Origin of the sequence: Natronococcus sp. A-GB7, assembly GCF_029688865.1 — an archaeon.
In the GTDB taxonomy this organism is placed as follows: domain Archaea; phylum Halobacteriota; class Halobacteria; order Halobacteriales; family Natrialbaceae; genus Natronococcus.
In genome coordinates this window covers 89934-107413 of record NZ_JARUKV010000009.1, presented here as the reverse complement: position 1 = coordinate 107413, position 17480 = coordinate 89934, and the positions used below count along the sequence as shown (strand labels likewise).

Genomic DNA, 17480 nt, shown 5'->3' with positions numbered 1-17480 from the left:
GTTCCGCGCTACCCTCGCTCACGGTCGGGCGACCGCCAGCGCGCGCCACCGCCTCGTGAACCGATCGCCTCACCCTGTTACGGCTTCGACTGCTCCGCGAATCGGCCGCTTTCGCGGCGGTGTTCGATCAGCGACGCGATCGCGACGGCGTGGACCGGAGCGACGAGCGCGCCGGTCAGAGCGGGACCGACGGCGGGAGCGCTGGCGAGGAGCCAGGCGCCGACCCCGAGCGCGAAGAGCAGCCCGAGCGCCGACCAGCCGTCACCGCCGATCCAGCGTCCGCTCTCTCGAAGCGCCGTCCAGGGTGACGCGCCCGCGGCGGCGAGCCCCGGGGCGGCGAAGAGCCTGACGAGCACCCAGAGGACCACCGCCAGCGGAACGAGTCCGAACAGTCCCATCTCCTGAAGGAGCCCGATCGAGCCGACCAGTCGGTGAGCGAGGTCGAAGAGGACGACGAGCCCGAGATACGACGGGAGCGACTCGAGGTGGGCCTCGCCGCCCAACAGCGCGGTCAGGGTCAACGTGCCCGCGACGCCGACCGCGAGCAGCGAGAGGACATACAGTCCGAGCCCCCAGGCGAGATACGGGAGTTCGAGTCCGACGAGCGCCTCGAGGGGCAGTGCCGTTCCGCTCGCCGCCGTCGGATAGCCGACGAACTCGAGGTGGATCGTCGCTTCGTCGAGGCCCGCGTGCTCGAGGGAAGGGATCGGATCGCGACGGCGGAGCGCATCGATACCGCCGAGGACCAGCCCCGCGAGCGCGAACGGGACGAGCAGTGTGGGGGTCCGGCGGAGCCGCGACGCAGCACTCGAGAGCACGCCCGCGACGTCCCACTCCTGGCGGTCGTACGCGCCCTCGGTCCGGCACTCGTGTGCGTCGTCGGAATCGTGGGACACGGTTAGCTCGCCTCCTCGAGCGCCAGCAGCCCCTCGTCGGTGAGGACGTACACCACGCCGTCGCCGACGATCGGCTGTGCGAAGTAGACCGAGTCGTCGTAGGCGAAGCGTCGCTCGCCGGTGTCGGCGTCGATCGCGACCAGTTCGGCGTACCGGTAGCCGAGGTAGACGACGCCGTCGGCGACGACCGGTTCCACGTCTGGTCTGTAGTCGGCCGTCCACTCCCGCTCGCCGCTCTCGAGGTCGATCGCGTGCAGCGACTCTTCGCCGTCGGTGACGAACGCCGTCCCGTCGGCGACGGCCGCGCTCCCGTCGGTGGCGTTGCCGTCGTGGACGTACTCCCACCGAAGTGTGCCGTCAGCCGGATCGAACAGCGCGACCCCCTCTCGGTCCGGGACGAGGAGTCCGTCGTCCGTTATCGTCGGCGGACGGAAATTTCGGTAGTTGAGACCGCTGTTGGCGTGGGGATCGGGGCGCTCGCTCCACCGTCGCTCGCCGGTGTCGGCGTCGAGGGCGACGAGATCTCCGGGACGGCTCGAGACGTAGACCGTCCCCTCGCTGACGACGGGGCGGTTCGTTCCGCTCGAGCGCGGATCGCCGATCGTCCGCTCCCACTCGAGGCGGCCGCTGCTCGCGTCGACGGCGACGACGCGGTCCGAGCCGGGATCGATCGCGTACACGGTTCCGTCCGCGGTAACGGGCGAGGGCTCTCGCGGCGCCGACCCGGACCAGCGCCGGCTTTCCTCGCCGGGAGCGTGCCAGCGTTCGGTGCCGATCGATCGGCCGAACAGTTCGTAGCCGCCGCCGGCGTTCAGTCCGTGAACCCCCTCTCGACTGCTGACAGCGAGCGTATTGCTCCGGTAGGCTTTCGCCGAGGCTCGAGCGGGCGTCGACCAGTACTGACCGTCCCGCGCGAAACGGATTTCGCCGCTCTCGCGGTCGAACGCGACGAGGGACTGGCGGCCGACCCCGTACAGCGTCTCCCCGAGCAGTATCGGCGCCGTCAGCCCGTGCATCGGCGACTCGGTATCCTGCTGCCAGGCGACCTCCGCGCCGTCTTTCGGCCCCGCGGCGTCGGGGTTGTGTCCCGTCCCAGCGGGATCGTATCGCGCCATCGGCCAGTCGTAGCGACCGTCGTCGCGCTCGCTCGCGAGGGGCGCGGAGCTCACCGCGGCAGCTGCACCTGTCGTGCCCGTCACCCCGACTCCTACCAGAAGCTGTCGCCTGGATAGCACGTTGGTCGCAGCGTTCACTCAATCGAATAATATGTCTTCTGCTCGAGGGTGGCGTGATCGGATCGAACGGCACCTCGAGCCGAACGTCCGACGGTCGAGCACGGGAACTCGCGGTGCTCGCTCGGGCGATACCGGACAGCCGCCGGTGAGCATCGGTCGCTTCGAAATCCTTTTAGGCGCTACACGGGGATACTAGCGTAACTGAGTGATATCATGGACGTCGACATCATTTCCGAAGAGGAAAACCCCATGTTGCACCGCACGGACGTGACCTTCGAACTGTCCCACGACGACGCCACCCCGGAGCGACTCCAGGTTCGGGACAGCCTCGCGGCGAAGATGAACAAGGACGCCGACGAGGTCGTCGTCCGCAAGCTCGACACCAAGTTCGGGATGCGAAAGACCGTCGGCCAAGCCAAGGTCTACGAGACGGCCGACCACGCCCGCGACGTCGAGCAGGAGCACATGCTCGAGCGCAACAAGATCGTCGGCGACGCCGACGACGCAGAGGCCGACGCGGAGGAGGCGTAAATGGCTCGCTACGAACTCTACGACGACGACGGCAGCAAGAACCGCGAGGAGTGTCCTCGCTGTGGCGACACCTTCCTCGCCGACCACGGCGACCGACTGCACTGCGGGAAGTGCAGTTACACCGAGTGGGAGTAGCTGCGATGCGCCGAGCGAAGCGAGGGGCATCGGAAGACGCGAACGGCCAACGGCCGTGAGCGCGGCAACGTGCTACCGCACGCGTAACGCGTCCCGACCGCTCGTTCTGTCGCGCCCTTACAGCACATCACGATTCCACAAGCCGTGAGTTCTCACACCCGCGTTCTCGGCATCGAGGGTACCGCCTGGGCGGCCAGCGCAGCCCTCTACGACGCTGCGACCGACGAGGTCGTCATCGAGAGCGATGCCTACCAGCCCGAAAGCGGCGGCATCCATCCTCGCGAGGCCGCCGAACATATGCACGATGCCGTCCCTCGAGTCGTAGAGACGGTCCTCGAGCGCGCTCGCGAAACGTACGATGGGGCCGAAGACGAACCGCCCGTCGACTGCATCGCGTTCTCCCGCGGTCCCGGTCTCGGCCCCTGTCTTCGGATCGTCGGGACGGCCGCGCGGGCCCTGAGTCAGTCCCTCGAGGTACCGCTCGTAGGGGTGAACCACATGGTCGCCCACCTCGAGATCGGTCGCCACACCTCCGGGTTCGACTCGCCGGTCTGTCTGAACGCAAGCGGCGCGAACGCCCACCTGCTGGCGTATCGCAACGGTCGCTACCGTGTTCTGGGCGAGACGATGGACACCGGGGTCGGCAACGCCATCGACAAGTTCACCCGTCACGTCGGCTGGTCCCATCCCGGCGGACCGAAGGTCGAGGCGGCCGCCAAAGACGGCGACTACGTCGACTTGCCCTACGTCGTCAAGGGGATGGACTTCTCGTTCTCGGGAATCATGAGCGCGGCCAAGCAGGCCGTCGACGATGGGACGGCCGTCGAGGACGTCTGCTACTCGCTTCAGGAGCATATCTTCGGCATGCTGACCGAAGTATCGGAGCGGGCGCTCTCGCTGACCGGTAGCGACGAACTCGTCCTCGGGGGTGGGGTCGGCCAGAACGCCCGCCTCCGGGAGATGCTCGGGGAGATGTGTGCCCAGCGCGGCGCGAGCTTTCACGCGCCCGAGCCGCGGTTCCTGCGGGACAACGCGGGGATGATCGCCGTGCTCGGCGCGAAGATGTACGACGCCGGCGACACGCTCGCGATAGCAGACTCGCGGGTGGACCCGGATTTCCGCCCCGATCAGGTACCCGTAACGTGGCGAGCGGGGAACGAACGGAGCGAGTTCCTCGGAACCGCAAGCGGCGACGAGAGGAGCCGCGAGCAGCGAGGCGGGAGCGAAGCGAACGCCTCGGAACAGCGAACGGCGACCGGAGGGAGCCGTGAACGAGCCGACGAGTCCGACGTAACCCTCGGCCGCGAGGAAGGCAGCGTCCAGGGTGCGGAAGCGCTCGTCGATCTCGAGCCCGAGGCGGGACGAGCGACCAAGCGCCGCGAACCCAAGACGTACCGCCATCCCGAACTCGACGAGCGGCTCCGGCGCGAGCGAACCCGTATCGAGGCGCGACTGACGAGCCTCGCCCGACGAGAGGGCGTGCCGACACCCGTGCTCTCGGACGTCGACGGACGCGAGTCGCGGCTCGAACTCGAGTACGTCGGCCGGGAGGACCTTCGAACGGCGCTCTCGCCGGAACGAGTCCGCGAGGTCGCCGGACACCTCGCGCGGCTCCACCGGACCGGGTTTGTCCACGGCGACCCGACGACGCGAAACGTCAGAGTCGGCCGTGCGGACGGAGACCGCGAGCCCGACGGCGCGAACCGGGCGTACCTCATCGACTTCGGACTCGGCTACCACACCGACCACGTCGAGGACTACGCGATGGATCTGCACGTCTTCGACCAGAGCCTCGTCGGGACCGCCGACGATCCCGACCCCCTGCGGACGGCCCTGCGAGAGGGGTATCGTGAGGAGGGCGAAGAGCGCGTGCTCGAGCGTCTCGCGGACGTCGAGGGGCGAGGGCGGTACGTCGACGACCAGTAGCGCTCCTACTCGTCCCCACCCGAGTCGGTCGTCGTATCGATCCCGAACAGATAGTTGCCGCCGCAGAAACACGTCACCGCGTTCTGGAGCAGCCCGAGTCCGGCGATCCCCGCGATCGCCGCGAGCTCGTGCCTCTCGTTCCGGTAGGCCGCTGTGGCGACCACGACCAGCCAGATTCCGAGCACGCCTCGAGCGATGCGATCGAGTCCACCGACGTTCCGTTCCATACGGGATCGATCGACGGGATCGCAGTTAGGTATACCGTCGAACCGGGAGTCTCTTGGGGTGAGCGCTCGAGGACCGACCGATGAGCGACGTCCTCCTCACCGGCTACGAACCGTTCGGCGAGTTCGAGACCAATCCCGCACGCCGGCTCGCGAACCGGCTCGACGGGACCGAGATCGGCGGGGCGAGTGTCGCGGGGGTCGAACTCCCCGTCGTCTTCGACCGCGCGTCCTCACGGCTCGAGGACGCCGTCGACGCACACAACCCCGACGTCGTCTGCGCGCTCGGGCTGGCCGGGGGACGGCCGACGCTCTCGCTCGAGCGCGTCGGGATCAACCTGCGGGACACCCGCGGCGTGACGGACAACGAGGACCGCGAGGTCGTCGACGAACGGGTCGTCGAAGACGGGTCCGACGCCTACTTCGCGACGCTACCCTGCCGGGAAATGAAGGAGACGATGTGCGACGCGGGCGTCCCGACGCGGCTCTCGACCGACGCCGGCACGCACTGCTGTAACGACGTGCTGTACGCCACGCGTCACCTCGTCGAGACGACCGATCGCGACTTTCGCACCGGGTTCGTTCACGTCCCCTTCTCTCACGAACAAGCGGCGGCCCGCGACGAGGCCGAACCGAGTATGAGCCTCGAGGCGATGGAACGGGGGCTTCGCATCGGGCTCGAGGTCGCGGTCGACGACGGTTCTGCGGGGAACTCGGAGCCACCAGCGTAGACGCCGATCGCTCGAGGACCGCGCCGGCGTTCGGTTTCGTCGCAGGCTGCGCACACAATACTCTTAATCGTGGGCGACGTTCGGTCGCGCATGGCAGACAAGCCAAGCTCCGGAGAGGTTTTCGGCGTACCGTACAACTTCGATCGGCCGAGCATGGGTCGGATGCTCTCCTCGTACTGGCAGCCCGGCGAGGGAATGCTCGTCGAGAAGCCGTTCGGCGTCGGCTACACGCTGAACCTCGCGAACTGGCGCTCGTGGATCGTCGTCGTGATCGCCGGCGCGCTCCTCTGGCAGGAACAGCAGGGCGCCACGGAGGGAACCGAGGGAACCGAGGACGAACCCGTCGAAGTCATCGTCGACGACGACTGATTCTCGCCGCGCGGATCACCGGTCCGTCTGCAGTCGGTTTCGTCCGCCGTGACCACGTGGTAGCAACGCGAACCCTTTTTCGACGGATCGCCGATATACGAGTATGGCATCGGACAGGAGAACCGTCTGGGAGTACGAGACGGTGCGTCCACCCCGCGCGGCGACGATGGAGGAAGCGAGCGATCCGAAGGAGCTGTTGAACGAACTCGGTCAGGACGGCTGGGAGCTCGTCAGTACGATCGAGTACACCGGCGGCGGCACGAAGTACCTCGTGTTCAAACGGCCCGCGAACGGTGGCGGCGATGAGTGACAGCGAGAACGCCGACGAGGTCCAGGTCAGCACCGGCGACACGATGCGCGAGCGGGCCGACGAGAGCAAGCTCAAGCTCTGGTTGCTCATCGGTGCGAACCGGCAGTTCGTCACGGTCGTGCTCTCGGTGACGTTCTTCGGACTGTTCATGCTCGGGAGCTTCGTCGATCCGACGCTCTCGGACCTGCTTCAGGAACGAGGCGTCATCGAATCACTATACACGCAGATGATCGGCGCGCTGATCACCGGCGTCACCCTCGTCGTCACAATCAGCCAGCTGATCATCTCCCAGGAGAACGGCCCGCTCGGCGAGCAGCGGACGCGAATGAGCGAGACGATGGACTTCCGAAGCTATATCAAGGAGCTCACCGGCAAACCGGCGCCGGCGGATCCGTCGGCGTTCCTTCGCGAGATCATCGATGCGACCCAGGAGCGCGCCGAGACGCTCGACGAGGTCATGGAGTCGACCGACAACGATCAGCTCAGAGACGAGGTCGACGAGTTCGTCGACAGCATCACGGGAAACGCAGAAACCGTCCGCGAGAAGCTTGACGGCGCCAAGTTCGGCACCTTCGACGTCGTCTACGCGTCGATGGACTACAACTACTCCTGGAACATCTTCCAGATCGAACGCCTGCTCGCCGACCACGAGGACGACATCGACGAGGAGCAACGCGACGCCCTCGAGGATCTCCGGACCTCCTTCGCGATGTTCGGGCCCGCTCGAGAGCACGTCAAGACGCTGTACTTCCAGTGGGAACTGATCAACCTCTCGCGGTACATCCTCTACGTCGCGATCCCGGCGCTGCTGGTCTCGGGAATGATGCTGGCGTTCGTCGACACGGCGACGGTTACGGGCCGGATCCTCGGCGTCGAGACGCTGCTCTGGCTCGTCGGCATAACGTTTACCATTACGCTCGTGCCGTTCTTCCTGCTGACCTCGTACATCATGCGGATCGCGACGGCCGCGAAACGGACGCTGGCGATCGGCCCGCTGATCCTGCGGGACTCCCAGCGCTGATCGCAGCCGACGCGAACAGCTCTATTCGACCGACACCGACGTCCCTTCCTCGCCGGAGCGGTAGATCGCGTCGATCACGCGCTGGACAGTCAGGGCGTGCTCGGCCGTGTTCAACGCCGGCGGCTCGCCGGTCTGGACGGCCTCGAGGAACCGTTCGTCGCTACCCTCCCACCCCGTTCGGTCGAGCGAGCCACTCGTCAGCGTCGAGTCGACGAGGTGGTCGGTCCCCTGTGTGCCCGCCTGGTACAGCGTCAGCTCCTCGCCGCCGAGCTCGAGGGCTGCGCCCGCCTCGGTGCCGCGGACGACGAAGTCGTTCGTCTCCTCCTGGTTGGCCGCCCAGGTGACCTCGAGCGAGATCGTGCGATCGTCTTCACAGCGGATCATCGCCGTCGCCGAGTCCTCGACGTCGAACACCGCCTCGTCGGTCTCGTCGTACCAGTCGCCGGGATCGACGTAGTCGTCGCGGTGGCCGAACTCCGTGCGCGTAACGGCGAAGACCTCCTCGACGTCGGGGTAGCCCATCAGGTACAGCGCGTAGTCGATCGCGTGAACACCGATGTCGACGACGGCACCGCCACCCGACAGCTCGCGGTTGGTGAACCACGAGCCGACCCCGGGGATACCCCGTCGGCGGACGTAGTTCGCGTCGACGTGGGTGATCTCGCCGAAGAAGCCCTCCGCCTGGTGGTCCTTGAACACCTCCGTCGCCGTCGAGACGCGGTTGTGGAAGTTGACCATACAGAAGCCGTCGGCGTCGGCCGCCGCGTCGGCGATCCGTTCGGCGCTCTCGAGGTCGTTCGCGAGCGGCTTCTCACAGAGGACGTCGTACCCCCGCTCGAGGGCGGCGACGACCGCCTCCTCGTGGAAGGCGTTTGGCGTCGAGACCGCGACCGCGTCGAGTTCCTCGGCGTCGTACATCGCCTCGAACCCCTCGTAGCTCGTCGCGCCGTAGGTCTCCGCGAACTCCTCGCGGGTCGACTCGACGAGGTCCGCGCCCGCGACGACCTCGTGGCCGAGCGTCTCGGCGTTGGTCGCGTGGGTCTGTCCCATGAATCCGAGTCCGACTACCCCGAGCCGGACGGTGCCAGTATTACTCACACGCCGAGTAAATCAGCACACCGACGAAAGTGTTGCGAGTGACGTTCGGCCGAGTGTCCAACGCTGGCGGCTTCGCGGCGAGGGACCGACGAGGCTTTGGCGCCCCTGGACGGTTTTTCGTACATGACCGTCCGATTCGTCACGAGCAACGAGGGCAAGGTCGCAGAGGCCCGCGACTACCTCGAGGGGATCGACACCGTCGAGCAGGTCGACTACGACTACGCCGAACTCCAGAGCGACTCGCTCGAGGAGATCGTCACCCGGGGGGCCGAGGAGGCCTACGCCGAGCTCGGGAACGAGGGGCCGGTGCTGGTCGACGATACGGGGCTGTTCGTCGAGGCGCTCGATGGGTTCCCGGGGCCGTACTCGGCCTACGTCGAGGACACCCTCGGGATCGAACGGGTCTGGCGGCTCGCGAGCGAAGAGGAGAGCACGCGGGCGCGGTTCCGGACGGTGCTCGCCTACGCCGACGGGAAGCGCACGGAGACGTTCGAGGGCACGGTCGCGGGCACCCTCGTCGCCCCTCGGGGTGAGGACGGGTTCGGCTACGATCCGATCTTCGAGTACAACGGGAAGACGTTCGCCGAGATGGACACCGAGGAGAAAAACGCCATCTCCCACCGCGGGCGGGCGCTCGAGGCGTTCGCGGAGTGGTACGGCGGACGGTAGCTGACGAGTTCGCGCGTCCTGCAGCCGAGCGGTCGACTACTCGTCCGCGACGGGACGAACGAGTGGATCGGCGAGAATCCGACCGGGTGGAGAGCGGCCTCGAGACGGCTGGGACATCGCCGGCGCGGAGACGGGACGAAAGCAGTCGCGAATCGTCGGGTTCGAGAGCCTCGAGCGGTGGGTCGTTTCCGAAGAACTGGGTGCTGGCAGGGATGAGATAGTCAAGACCCCATGATCACGAACACTATAATATAGGAAACGATTCCGAAGATCGCGGTGGCCCCCATCCAAACGGCAACTATTAGCACCGCCTGTTTTCCAGTCATGTTCTCTCCTTCGAGCAGTTCGCTAACTTGTGACAGCATCTCTGGGAAACCCATTACGGTGATTCAACGTATCGGTCGAATAGCGACGCCCAGAGACGCTCGAAGTGACTGGCGTAGAACGGTGGTGTGTTCCCGGCAGGGAGGTAGAATTTTGGGTCGGTGTCGCTGCCCCGGTCATCGGCACGGTATCTTCGTCCCATACTAACGTGTACCGGCCGTATCCGCATCGGTCTCTCTCTTAATCGAATAATCTGTTTATATCGGGTCTGTGAGTGTCGCGACCGAAACGCGCTGCGTATTCAGCGCGGCTCTGCCGATACAACTGCTAGCTGACAAAAGTATCAATGGCAGGTTCGCTCGCCCACGTAACGAATCGGGCGTTCGGAGCTAGTACATATCTACGCTCGAGGATCGGCGTCCGGCCCCGGATACTCTCCGCCGACGGTCGCCTCGTAGAAGCTCTCGGGATCGAACAGCCGGGCGAACGCGTCGGGCGGGCGGACGCTGACCGAGACGCGCGACTGGAGCGAGAGCCCCGCCTTCACGGAGTTCAGCCGGTCGTCGTACGAAAGGAGGTGCGCCGCCCGCCCCTGGTAGGCCGAGGCGAGCGCGGGGTGGTCGTCCTCGGGCTGGTCGACCGCGACGCGGTCGGCCTCGAGGCGCTCGCGGTGGTCGGCCGCGAGCTCCGCGTCGGCCAACGACGTTACGAGGCGCTCGGTCTCGGCGAGCAGCTCGTCGCTCGCGACCAGCTCGAGCCAGGAGTGACGACGGACGTGATCGAGCGCCTCACGGGCCTCGCCGCCGACGAGCAGGTCGGCCGCGAGCACCGCCGGGTCGGCGACGACTCGAGTGGGGTCGGGCTCGTCGCGACGCTCACTCATCGTCTTCCTCGGTCCTCGCCTCGTACGTTGCTCGGACGTCCTCGAGTGCGATCCCGTGATCGCTCGCGCGGTCGAACAGCGCCTCCCAGCTGTCAGTCATCGGTAGACGGTTCGAGGCCGGGGACAAAAAGCTCGTTCGCCTGCGTCGACCCGACACCGTCTCGAGGCGGCTCACGTCCGCTTCGAGAGCAGCCAGAAGACGACGGTGCCGAGCACGAACGCGACCCCGACGTTGACCGCGAGGCCGACGACCCCGACGGCGACGACCAACGCGAGCGCGCGTCCGTCGTCGACGGGGGCGAACGCCGCGCGACCGAGCTCGAGGGCGACGACGACCAACAGCACGCCGAGCAGGGCGAGCGGGAAGGCCGCCAACAGGGCGCCGGCGGCGACCAGCGCGAGCGCGAGGTAGCCGATGCCGAGCAGGACGTTCGCGCCGCCGGTTCGGGCGCCGAAGGCGTACTTGCCCGCGAGGCCGCCGCTGCCGTGGCACATCGGGACGCCGCCGATCGGAACCGCCGCGAGGCAGGTGACGCCCATGCTCTGAGAGAGGTCGTCGGCACGGACGTCCCGATCGTAGAGGTCGCCACAGAGCAGCGCCGTCGCGATCGCCGCGTTGCCAACCGTCATCCCCAGCTGGGCGACGGTGGCCTCGAGCGCCCCCGCCGTGAACGACGGCTCGCCGGCGGGGAAGACGGCGAGTTCGGGCATCCGAGGCGTCGGGACGCCCGCGGTCGCGACGGCTGCGACAGCGCCGAGCAACAACACGACGAGGACGCTGCTCTGTCGGTAGCCGACGACGGCGAGGACGGCGACGACCGCGAGTCCGGCCGCCGCGACCGGGAGGCTCTCGAGGGAAAGTCCCACCGCGGACTCGAGCAACAGCAGGGCGACCGCGAACTGCACGCCCCGGATGACGGGTTCGCCGACGACCCGCTGGAGGTGGCCGACGAGTCCGAGCCGACCGACGACGAGCAACACGACGCCGGCGAGCAGCCCGGCTGCGGCGAGTTCGGGATACGAGAGGGAGCCGACGATCGCCAGCCCGATCAGGGCCTTCATCGGCTCGACCGAGAGGGGCATCCCGTAGTACAGCCCCCAGACGATCTGGAAAACACCGAAGCCGACGAGGACGTGGGGCAACGAGACCGACGTCGTCGCGGCCAGCGCCACGACGAGCGGGAGGACCGTAACCGAATCTCCTAGCGCACCCGTCAGTTCGGACGTCGAGAGCTCGAGATCTCGGCTAGTCTCCGAACCGATCGAGTACGCCATCTACCCGCCATTTGGCGGGAGAGAACTTGACGCTTGTCAGTAACTTTGGGCGGTTCATTCGTCCGACCTCAAGAACCATATTCGGTTACGCCTCGAGCGTTCGCTCGAGGATCGACTCGAGGTCGGTCTTCGCCTCGGCCCCGAGTTCGCCGAGCGGACGGCGCGGTCGGCCGACCGACTGGCCCCGCATCGCGAGGGCGGCCTTGACGCCGGGGACGCCGAACCGCGAGGTGACGGCGTGGTTGAGTTCGACGATCCCGGCGTTTCGCTCGCGGGCCGCACCGGGTCGATTCTCGCGATCGAGCCGGTAGATCTCGCTCGCGAACTCGGGAACGACGTTGGCGACCGCGAGCACGCCGCCGTCGGCGCCCGCCGCGAGCCCGGCCGCGTAGACGCTGCCGCTGCCGACGAGGACCGAGAAGGCGTCGTCGGTGTGATCGAGCAGCCACTGGATCGACTCGAGGCTCCCGCTCGAGTCCTTGATCCCGGCGACGTTCTCGTGGGCCGCGAGCTCCGCGACGGTCTCGGGGACCAGCGCCCGGCCCGTGAATTTGGGGACGCTGTAGAGGAAGACCGGGATCGGCGAGGCGCTCGCGACTTCCTCGTAGTACGCGACGAGGGCCGCGTCGTCGGTCCCGTAGAAGGAGGGCGTGACCACGAGCGCGGCGTCGGCGCCGGCCTCGGCCGCGCGTTCGGTCGTCTCGAGGGTCGGTTCGAGCCCCTCCCGACCGGTGCCGGCGAGGGTCGGGAGGTCGGTCGCCTCGGCGACCGTCTCGACGACCGCGACGCGCTCGTCGGTCGTCAGCGCCGGCCCCTCCCCAGTCGAGCCACAGGGAACCAGGAAGTCGACGCCCGAGCGCTCGAGCCACTCGGCGAGCGCCCGCAGTCGCTCGTGATCGACCGCGCCGTCCGCGAACGGGGTGGCGATGGGGACGCCGGTACCGTGCATGAGCCGGGGTACGATCGTCGGCCACATGGAACGTGGGGTTCGGGCAGGGTTCGCTGCGGACGGAGGGGGAGTGGTCGAGGGAGGAGAGGGTGTGACACACCATCCGAACTACTTTGAGCGGCGACGACGAGCCGGGAGTATGGAACTGCGCCGTCTCGAGCCGGGAACGGCGGACGCCCGAGCGATAACCCGCGTCAACGCGCTGGCCTTCCGCGAGGCCTACGACGACCTGCTCCCCGAGGAGGTGCTCGCGGGGTTCGGCGCCGACCCGTCCGACGAGCAGCTCCGGGAGTATGCCGACCGACTGGAGCGTGACCGGGAGGGAATCTTCCTGGCGGCGCTCGAGGGACGAGTTCGGGGGTACGGCTACGTCCGATGGGACGAGGGGACGAAGGCGTTCGTCGGCCCGGACGAGGCGGGCCTCAAGGAGCTGTACGTCGAGCCCGACTACTGGGGCGAGGGGGCCGGAACGGCGCTGCTCGAGCGCTGTCTCGAGGCGCTACCCGAGGGGATCGAGCGGCTGCGCCTCGAGATGCTGGCGGGAAACGACGTCGGACGACGGTTCTACGAGGCCAGGGGATTCGAGCGAACCGGACGTTCGGAGTTCGATATCGCTGGCGAGGCGTACCCGACGGCGATCTACACGCTCGAGACGGCGACACAGCGCTGAAGGCGGCGGGCTGGAGCGTCAGTCGGCCGAAATCGAACAGCTCCCCTCGTAGGCGACGTCCTCGACCGATTCGATCTCGGGCTCGTCGCCACAGACCGGACACTCCGGGTTCCGCAGGACGTCGACGGTGTCGAAGGTCATCCCCATCGCGTCGTACATCAGGAGCCGTCCCTCGAGCAGGTCGCCCTTGCCGATGAAGTATTTGACGACCTCGGTGGCCTGGATACAGCCGACGGTGCCCGGCAGCACGCCGAGCACGCCGGTCGTCGCGCAGTCGGGGACGGTGCCGGGCTCGGGCGCCTCGGGGAACACGCAGCGATAGCAGGGTGGGTCCTCCTCGCCGTCGCGCTCGTTGGTAAAGGTCGTCACCTGCCCCTCGAAGCGGTAGATCGCGCCGTGGGAGAGCGGGGTCTCGGTGAGCACGCAGTGGTCGTTGAGCAGGTAGCGGGTGCCGAAGTTATCGCTGGCGTCGAGGACGACGTCGTACTCGCTCACCAGGTCGCCGACGTTCGCCGCCGACAGCCGCGTCTCGTAGGTATCGACGTCGACGTCGGGGTTCAGCGCCGCGACGTAGTCGGCCGCGCTGTCGACCTTCGGTCGGCCGACGTCGCCGTCGCCGTGGACGATCTGACGCTGGAGGTTCGAGCGCTCGACGACGTCGTCGTCGACGATTCCCAGTCGGCCGATACCCGCGGCCGCGAGGTACTGGATCGCCGGCGATCCCAGCCCCCCCGCGCCGACGACGAGGACGCTGCCCTCGAGCAGGCGCTGCTGGCCCTCGGGACCGATCTCGTCCATGATGACGTGTCTCGAGTAGCGATCGAGCTGCGTCGCGTCGAGGCGGAGTTCGCTCATACCGGATCTTCGGGCGAGACCGAGAAAAGTCCGCGGGTCGTCCGAACGGCTCCGATCGATCGTGGGATCCGGCAGATTACTGTGTGAACCGCGGTCTTTAATACCGTGGTTCTCATTGCCACGGGTATGGCAACCTCACCCAACGATGCCGGTGACGATGTCTTCGATGAATTCCTTTCGGACCGCGGTCACGCGGTAGAGCGAGTGGGGTGGGAACAGGAGTATAACAAGAAGCAGTGTCCGGACTGCGGCGGGCTTCACGAGCGGTCGGCCAGTACCTGTACCGTCTGCGGGTGGACGCCGGCCCCGTAGTCGGCGGATGCGACGACCGGGACCGATGGTATTCGGTCCGTCAGCGGTTTTCCGGGCGTAACCCACGTCACTTATGGGTATTGCGACCCTGAACAGCTACAATGGCTACTACGGAGACGAAGGTCACCCGGCTGTTCGGTGGGCCGGGGAGCGGGAAGACGACGGCGCTTCTCGATCACGTCGAAGAGATCCTCGAGCAGGACGGGGTCACGTTCCGGGATATTCTCGTCGTTTCGTACACTCGAGCGGCCGCACAGGAGGTTCGCGAACGGCTGGCAGAGCGCCTCGACGAGAGCCCCCGAGCGCTACAGGGCAACGTCTGTACGATGCACGCGAAGGCGTACGAACTGCTGGATCTCTCCCGAAGCGACGTCATCGGCGAGTCCGACAAGGAGGAGTTCTGCGACGAGTACGGGATCGAGTACGAAGACGAGTACTCGGGTGCGGGCCGTCGAACCGCCCGGTCGACGACGATCGGGAACAAGGTCATCGCGACGAGCCAGTGGCTCCAGCGGACCAGCCGCGAGGTCTCCGACTGGTACGACGTCCCCTTCCAGTGGGACGACGAGGAGGTTCGACTGCCGCCCGAGATCGACGACCGCGCCCAGGAGGGCAACAAGTACACGCCGACCTGGCCCTCCGACGACGACCGGATCGACGTCCCCGAGGCGATCCGCGCCTGGCGTTCGTACAAGGGCGAGCAGGGCAAGATCGGCTTCGCCGACATGCTCGAGCGCGTCAAGCAGCGCTCGCTGCTCCCGAACGTCGACTATCTGGTGATCGACGAGTTCCAGGACATCACCACGCTGCAGTACGACGTCTACGACGAGTGGAAACCCCACGTGGAGCAGGTGCTGATCGCCGGCGACGACGACCAGGTCGTCTACTCCTGGCAGGGCGCCGACCCCGCCCTGCTGCTCGAGGAGGAGGTCGACGAAGACGTCATCTTGCCGAACTCCTACCGGCTCCCCTCGAACGTGCTCAACGCGGTCAACAAGGAGATCCGCCACATCGATCAGCGCCAGGACAAGGACCTCAAACCCCGCAAGGAGGGCGGCTCGGTCGAGGCCCGCGCGAACGCCTCGATGCTCGATCTCGTCCGGATGGTCCGGCGTACCCTCGTCGAGGGCGACGGGACGATCATGCTGCTGTTTCGCGCCCGGTACCAGATGTTCCAGTTCATCGACGAGTTCATCACCGAGGGCGTGCCGTTCCGGTCGCTGACCGACCAGCGAATGTGGACGGATCGGCTCACTCAGTACGTCCGCGCCGTCGAGGCGATCGACCGCGGTGACGACGTCGACGGACTGCAGGCCCGCCGGCTCGCGGACATGCTCCAGGACTCGGCGTTTGGAACCAACGAGCGCGACGCCCTCTTCGACGAGATCGACGAGCGCCAGGAAGAGGCCGGCGTCGAGGACTTAGAGGAGCTCACCGTCCCCGCCGACGTGATCGAGGACCACGCCCCGTTCATGCCCGGTCCCGCCTCGGCCGGCGACATGGTCCGGAAGGTAACCAACTTCCAGAAGAAGAGCATCCGCTCGTACTTCAACATCGGCGAGTACCAGGGGATGGACACCGACCGGGTTCGCGTCGGCACCATCCACTCCGCGAAGGGCCGCGAGGCCGACCACGTCTTCGTCGGCACCGACCTCACCGAGAAGGTCGTCGAGCAGATGGTCGCGACGGTCGACGACCCCACCGACGTCCCCGGCTGCGAGGAGTTCACCAAGACGACCTCGCCCGTGCCCGTGCTGACCGACAACGAACGACGGGTCTTCTACGTCGGCATGTCCCGGGCCCGCGAGCGACTGTACATCCTCGAGAACCTCGTCGACGGCGCGCCGACGCTGCCGATCGACGTCCTCCTGACTAACCAGCTGACCGACCTGACCCTCGAGGAGCTGCTCGAGCAGGCACAGGCGCCCGACGGCGAGGCCGAGGAGCTGGAAGCCGAAGCGCCGTGACCGGCGACCCAGCCGTCGACTCCGCCCTGCGTACGGCCCTCGAGCGCGAGGACGCGAGCGCGTTCGTTCACGTCGGCTCCGCCGACGATCCCGCGATTCGGTACTGCCGATCCGAACTCGAGCGAGAGCCAGAGGGAGGCCGCCGCGCCGTCGCGTTCGACGGCCGCGAGTGGCGGGTTCGCTCGCAGACCGACCCCGCCAGCGAGCTCGCCGACGACCTCGCCGCGGACGGCCTCGAAGGAACGGTGCTGACGCCGGCTCGAATCCCCCACGACGCCGCGCTCTACCTCGAGGGAGCGGACTTCTCGCTTTCCTCGACGGATGTCGTCTCTCGAGCCAGGGCGACGAAGACGGCCGCCGAACGCGAGCGGATCGCGGACGCACAGGCGGTCGCGGGCGCCGGAATCCGGCGCGGCGCCGCGCTGCTCGCGAGCGCCGACGCCGCCGACGGACGGCTCCGCCTCGAGGGCGAGCCCCTGACCGCCGACCGACTCCGCACCGCGATCGACGAGGGGATCGTCGCCGCGGGCGGGCTCCCGGACGGCAACACCGCGGTTTCGGCCCCGGACGACGACCCGATCCGCACGGGCGTTCCGATCGTCCTCGAGACCGCACCGCGGGAGCCATCGGGCTACTACGGCGGGCTCGCCCGGACGTACGTTCGCGACGGTGACGGCGGCGACGAGCGACGCGCTCACGTCGGCGTTACGCGCGCGTTTCGCTCGGCCGCGTCGATGCTCACGGCCGACGCGCAGTCGGTGACCGCCGTCGAGGCCGACCTCGAGGCCGAGGTGCGGGCGTTCGGGTTCGAGGACGGAATCTACACCCGCGTCGTCGGCGTCGGCCTCGAGCCCGCGGAACGCCCGAACCGCGGACGCCAGGAGATCGGCGAGGGAGCCGTCGTCCGACTCGACGTCGGCGTCGAGACCCGGAACGGCCGAATCCAACTGACGGAACTGCTCGCGGTCGACGAGGCGGTCGACCGGCTCGAGTCGATCCCGCAGTCGCTCGATCCGAAAGCCCTCGAGTGAGTCCGGCGATTTCGCCGGGTAGTCCTGACATATATACTCAGGGGCTGCACACGCAGCCGGTCCCAATGT

Annotated in this window: 21 protein-coding genes; 12 read left to right on the top strand and 9 right to left on the bottom strand. The window is 67.5% G+C overall.

What is annotated here, in order from left to right; genetic code table 11:
• Positions 1-77: 77 nt before the first annotated feature.
• Both QA609_RS10125 and QA609_RS10120 read right to left on the bottom strand, forming a co-directional pair.
• A complete protein-coding gene (locus QA609_RS10125; protein ID WP_278302487.1) occupies positions 78-896 on the bottom strand; it encodes a hypothetical protein in 819 nt (272 codons plus the stop codon).
• Between the two features lie 2 nt (positions 897-898).
• The gene (locus QA609_RS10120; protein ID WP_278302486.1) at positions 899-2131 is read right to left on the bottom strand and encodes a PQQ-binding-like beta-propeller repeat protein; all 1233 of its coding nucleotides are present in this window, start codon (positions 2129-2131) and stop codon (positions 899-901) included.
• Between the two features lie 213 nt (positions 2132-2344).
• Between QA609_RS10120 and QA609_RS10115 the strand changes: the two genes are divergently transcribed.
• From QA609_RS10115 to QA609_RS10105, 3 genes are all read left to right on the top strand, one after another.
• Positions 2345-2662: a 30S ribosomal protein S24e gene (locus QA609_RS10115; RefSeq protein WP_278302485.1), complete on the top strand. Its 318-nt coding sequence runs from the start codon at positions 2345-2347 to the stop codon at positions 2660-2662.
• Positions 2663-2797, top strand: a complete 135-nt coding sequence (locus QA609_RS10110) for a 30S ribosomal protein S27ae (RefSeq protein ID WP_005552908.1) — start codon at positions 2663-2665, stop codon at positions 2795-2797.
• A gap of 144 nt (positions 2798-2941) precedes the next feature.
• A complete protein-coding gene (locus QA609_RS10105) occupies positions 2942-4723 on the top strand; it encodes a bifunctional N(6)-L-threonylcarbamoyladenine synthase/serine/threonine protein kinase (protein WP_278302484.1) in 1782 nt (593 codons plus the stop codon).
• Positions 4724-4728: 5 nt separating this feature from the next.
• On the opposite strand, the gene QA609_RS10100 is transcribed toward QA609_RS10105, so the two are convergent.
• On the bottom strand, positions 4729-4950 hold the full coding sequence (locus QA609_RS10100) for a DUF2892 domain-containing protein (RefSeq protein ID WP_278302483.1): 222 nt from the start codon (positions 4948-4950) through the stop codon (positions 4729-4731).
• Between the two features lie 80 nt (positions 4951-5030).
• Here QA609_RS10100 and pcp point away from each other — a divergent pair, with 80 nt between their 5' ends.
• The 4 genes from pcp to QA609_RS10080 all read left to right on the top strand — a co-directional run bounded on the left by pcp (position 5031) and on the right by QA609_RS10080 (position 7378).
• Positions 5031-5678, top strand: coding sequence for a pyroglutamyl-peptidase I (pcp, locus tag QA609_RS10095; RefSeq protein ID WP_278302482.1), 648 nt, complete (start codon positions 5031-5033; stop codon positions 5676-5678).
• A 90-nt stretch (positions 5679-5768) separates the two neighbouring features.
• Positions 5769-6047 (top strand): DUF5808 domain-containing protein, encoded by a 279-nt coding sequence (locus tag QA609_RS10090; protein ID WP_278302481.1) that lies wholly within the window; start codon positions 5769-5771, stop codon positions 6045-6047.
• Positions 6048-6150: 103 nt separating this feature from the next.
• Positions 6151-6357, top strand: a complete 207-nt coding sequence (locus QA609_RS10085) for a DUF4177 domain-containing protein (protein ID WP_278302480.1) — start codon at positions 6151-6153, stop codon at positions 6355-6357.
• Positions 6350-7378: a hypothetical protein gene (locus QA609_RS10080; RefSeq protein ID WP_278302479.1), complete on the top strand. Its 1029-nt coding sequence runs from the start codon at positions 6350-6352 to the stop codon at positions 7376-7378. Before QA609_RS10085 ends, QA609_RS10080 begins: the two co-directional genes overlap by 8 nt.
• A gap of 21 nt (positions 7379-7399) precedes the next feature.
• On the opposite strand, the gene QA609_RS10075 is transcribed toward QA609_RS10080, so the two are convergent.
• Complete coding sequence (locus tag QA609_RS10075; RefSeq protein ID WP_278302477.1) at positions 7400-8476, bottom strand: Gfo/Idh/MocA family oxidoreductase; 1077 nt, start codon at positions 8474-8476, stop codon at positions 7400-7402.
• A 123-nt stretch (positions 8477-8599) separates the two neighbouring features.
• Between QA609_RS10075 and QA609_RS10070 the strand changes: the two genes are divergently transcribed.
• Positions 8600-9145: an XTP/dITP diphosphatase gene (locus tag QA609_RS10070; protein ID WP_278302475.1), complete on the top strand. Its 546-nt coding sequence runs from the start codon at positions 8600-8602 to the stop codon at positions 9143-9145.
• Positions 9146-9366: 221 nt separating this feature from the next.
• Here the strand turns inward: QA609_RS10070 and QA609_RS10065 are convergent, their stop codons facing one another.
• From QA609_RS10065 to QA609_RS10050, 4 genes are all read right to left on the bottom strand, one after another.
• On the bottom strand, positions 9367-9525 hold the full coding sequence (locus tag QA609_RS10065; protein WP_278302473.1) for a hypothetical protein: 159 nt from the start codon (positions 9523-9525) through the stop codon (positions 9367-9369).
• Positions 9526-9869: 344 nt separating this feature from the next.
• Positions 9870-10352 (bottom strand): hypothetical protein, encoded by a 483-nt coding sequence (locus QA609_RS10060; protein WP_278302472.1) that lies wholly within the window; start codon positions 10350-10352, stop codon positions 9870-9872.
• Positions 10353-10523: 171 nt separating this feature from the next.
• Complete coding sequence (locus QA609_RS10055) at positions 10524-11627, bottom strand: putative sulfate/molybdate transporter (RefSeq protein WP_278302471.1); 1104 nt, start codon at positions 11625-11627, stop codon at positions 10524-10526.
• A gap of 85 nt (positions 11628-11712) precedes the next feature.
• Complete coding sequence (locus QA609_RS10050) at positions 11713-12576, bottom strand: dihydrodipicolinate synthase family protein (protein WP_278302470.1); 864 nt, start codon at positions 12574-12576, stop codon at positions 11713-11715.
• Between the two features lie 139 nt (positions 12577-12715).
• On the opposite strand from QA609_RS10050, the gene QA609_RS10045 reads away from it, so the two are divergent.
• A complete protein-coding gene (locus QA609_RS10045) occupies positions 12716-13246 on the top strand; it encodes a GNAT family N-acetyltransferase (RefSeq protein WP_278302469.1) in 531 nt (176 codons plus the stop codon).
• 18 nt (positions 13247-13264) lie between these two features.
• Here QA609_RS10045 and moeB read toward each other — a convergent pair whose 3' ends face one another.
• Positions 13265-14101, bottom strand: coding sequence for a molybdopterin-synthase adenylyltransferase MoeB (gene moeB / locus QA609_RS10040; RefSeq protein WP_278302468.1), 837 nt, complete (start codon positions 14099-14101; stop codon positions 13265-13267).
• A 126-nt stretch (positions 14102-14227) separates the two neighbouring features.
• On the opposite strand from moeB, the gene QA609_RS10035 reads away from it, so the two are divergent.
• From QA609_RS10035 to QA609_RS10025, 3 genes are all read left to right on the top strand, one after another.
• A complete protein-coding gene (locus QA609_RS10035) occupies positions 14228-14413 on the top strand; it encodes an HVO_0416 family zinc finger protein (protein ID WP_278302467.1) in 186 nt (61 codons plus the stop codon).
• A 101-nt stretch (positions 14414-14514) separates the two neighbouring features.
• Complete coding sequence (locus QA609_RS10030) at positions 14515-16380, top strand: ATP-dependent helicase (RefSeq protein ID WP_278302466.1); 1866 nt, start codon at positions 14515-14517, stop codon at positions 16378-16380.
• Positions 16377-17411, top strand: coding sequence for a M24 family metallopeptidase (locus tag QA609_RS10025; RefSeq protein ID WP_278302465.1), 1035 nt, complete (start codon positions 16377-16379; stop codon positions 17409-17411). The genes QA609_RS10030 and QA609_RS10025 overlap by 4 nt, the downstream gene beginning before the upstream one ends.
• Positions 17412-17480: the final 69 nt, after the last annotated feature.

Bases quoted from the DNA above. Each gene is read 5' to 3' on its own strand.
- QA609_RS10115 (WP_278302485.1), top strand. From the start codon at position 2,345: ATGGACGTCGACATCATTTCCGAAGAGGAAAACCCCATGTTGCACCGC.
- QA609_RS10110 (WP_005552908.1), top strand. From the start codon at position 2,663: ATGGCTCGCTACGAACTCTACGACGACGACGGCAGCAAGAACCGCGAG.
- QA609_RS10100 (WP_278302483.1), bottom strand. From the start codon at position 4,950: ATGGAACGGAACGTCGGTGGACTCGATCGCATCGCTCGAGGCGTGCTC.
- pcp (WP_278302482.1), top strand. From the start codon at position 5,031: ATGAGCGACGTCCTCCTCACCGGCTACGAACCGTTCGGCGAGTTCGAG.
- QA609_RS10090 (WP_278302481.1), top strand. From the start codon at position 5,769: ATGGCAGACAAGCCAAGCTCCGGAGAGGTTTTCGGCGTACCGTACAAC.
- QA609_RS10085 (WP_278302480.1), top strand. From the start codon at position 6,151: ATGGCATCGGACAGGAGAACCGTCTGGGAGTACGAGACGGTGCGTCCA.
- QA609_RS10080 (WP_278302479.1), top strand. From the start codon at position 6,350: ATGAGTGACAGCGAGAACGCCGACGAGGTCCAGGTCAGCACCGGCGAC.
- QA609_RS10070 (WP_278302475.1), top strand. From the start codon at position 8,600: ATGACCGTCCGATTCGTCACGAGCAACGAGGGCAAGGTCGCAGAGGCC.
- QA609_RS10065 (WP_278302473.1), bottom strand. From the start codon at position 9,525: ATGGGTTTCCCAGAGATGCTGTCACAAGTTAGCGAACTGCTCGAAGGA.
- QA609_RS10060 (WP_278302472.1), bottom strand. From the start codon at position 10,352: ATGAGTGAGCGTCGCGACGAGCCCGACCCCACTCGAGTCGTCGCCGAC.
- QA609_RS10055 (WP_278302471.1), bottom strand. From the start codon at position 11,627: ATGGCGTACTCGATCGGTTCGGAGACTAGCCGAGATCTCGAGCTCTCG.
- QA609_RS10050 (WP_278302470.1), bottom strand. From the start codon at position 12,576: ATGCACGGTACCGGCGTCCCCATCGCCACCCCGTTCGCGGACGGCGCG.
- QA609_RS10045 (WP_278302469.1), top strand. From the start codon at position 12,716: ATGGAACTGCGCCGTCTCGAGCCGGGAACGGCGGACGCCCGAGCGATA.
- moeB (WP_278302468.1), bottom strand. From the start codon at position 14,101: ATGAGCGAACTCCGCCTCGACGCGACGCAGCTCGATCGCTACTCGAGA.
- QA609_RS10035 (WP_278302467.1), top strand. From the start codon at position 14,228: ATGGCAACCTCACCCAACGATGCCGGTGACGATGTCTTCGATGAATTC.
- QA609_RS10030 (WP_278302466.1), top strand. From the start codon at position 14,515: ATGGCTACTACGGAGACGAAGGTCACCCGGCTGTTCGGTGGGCCGGGG.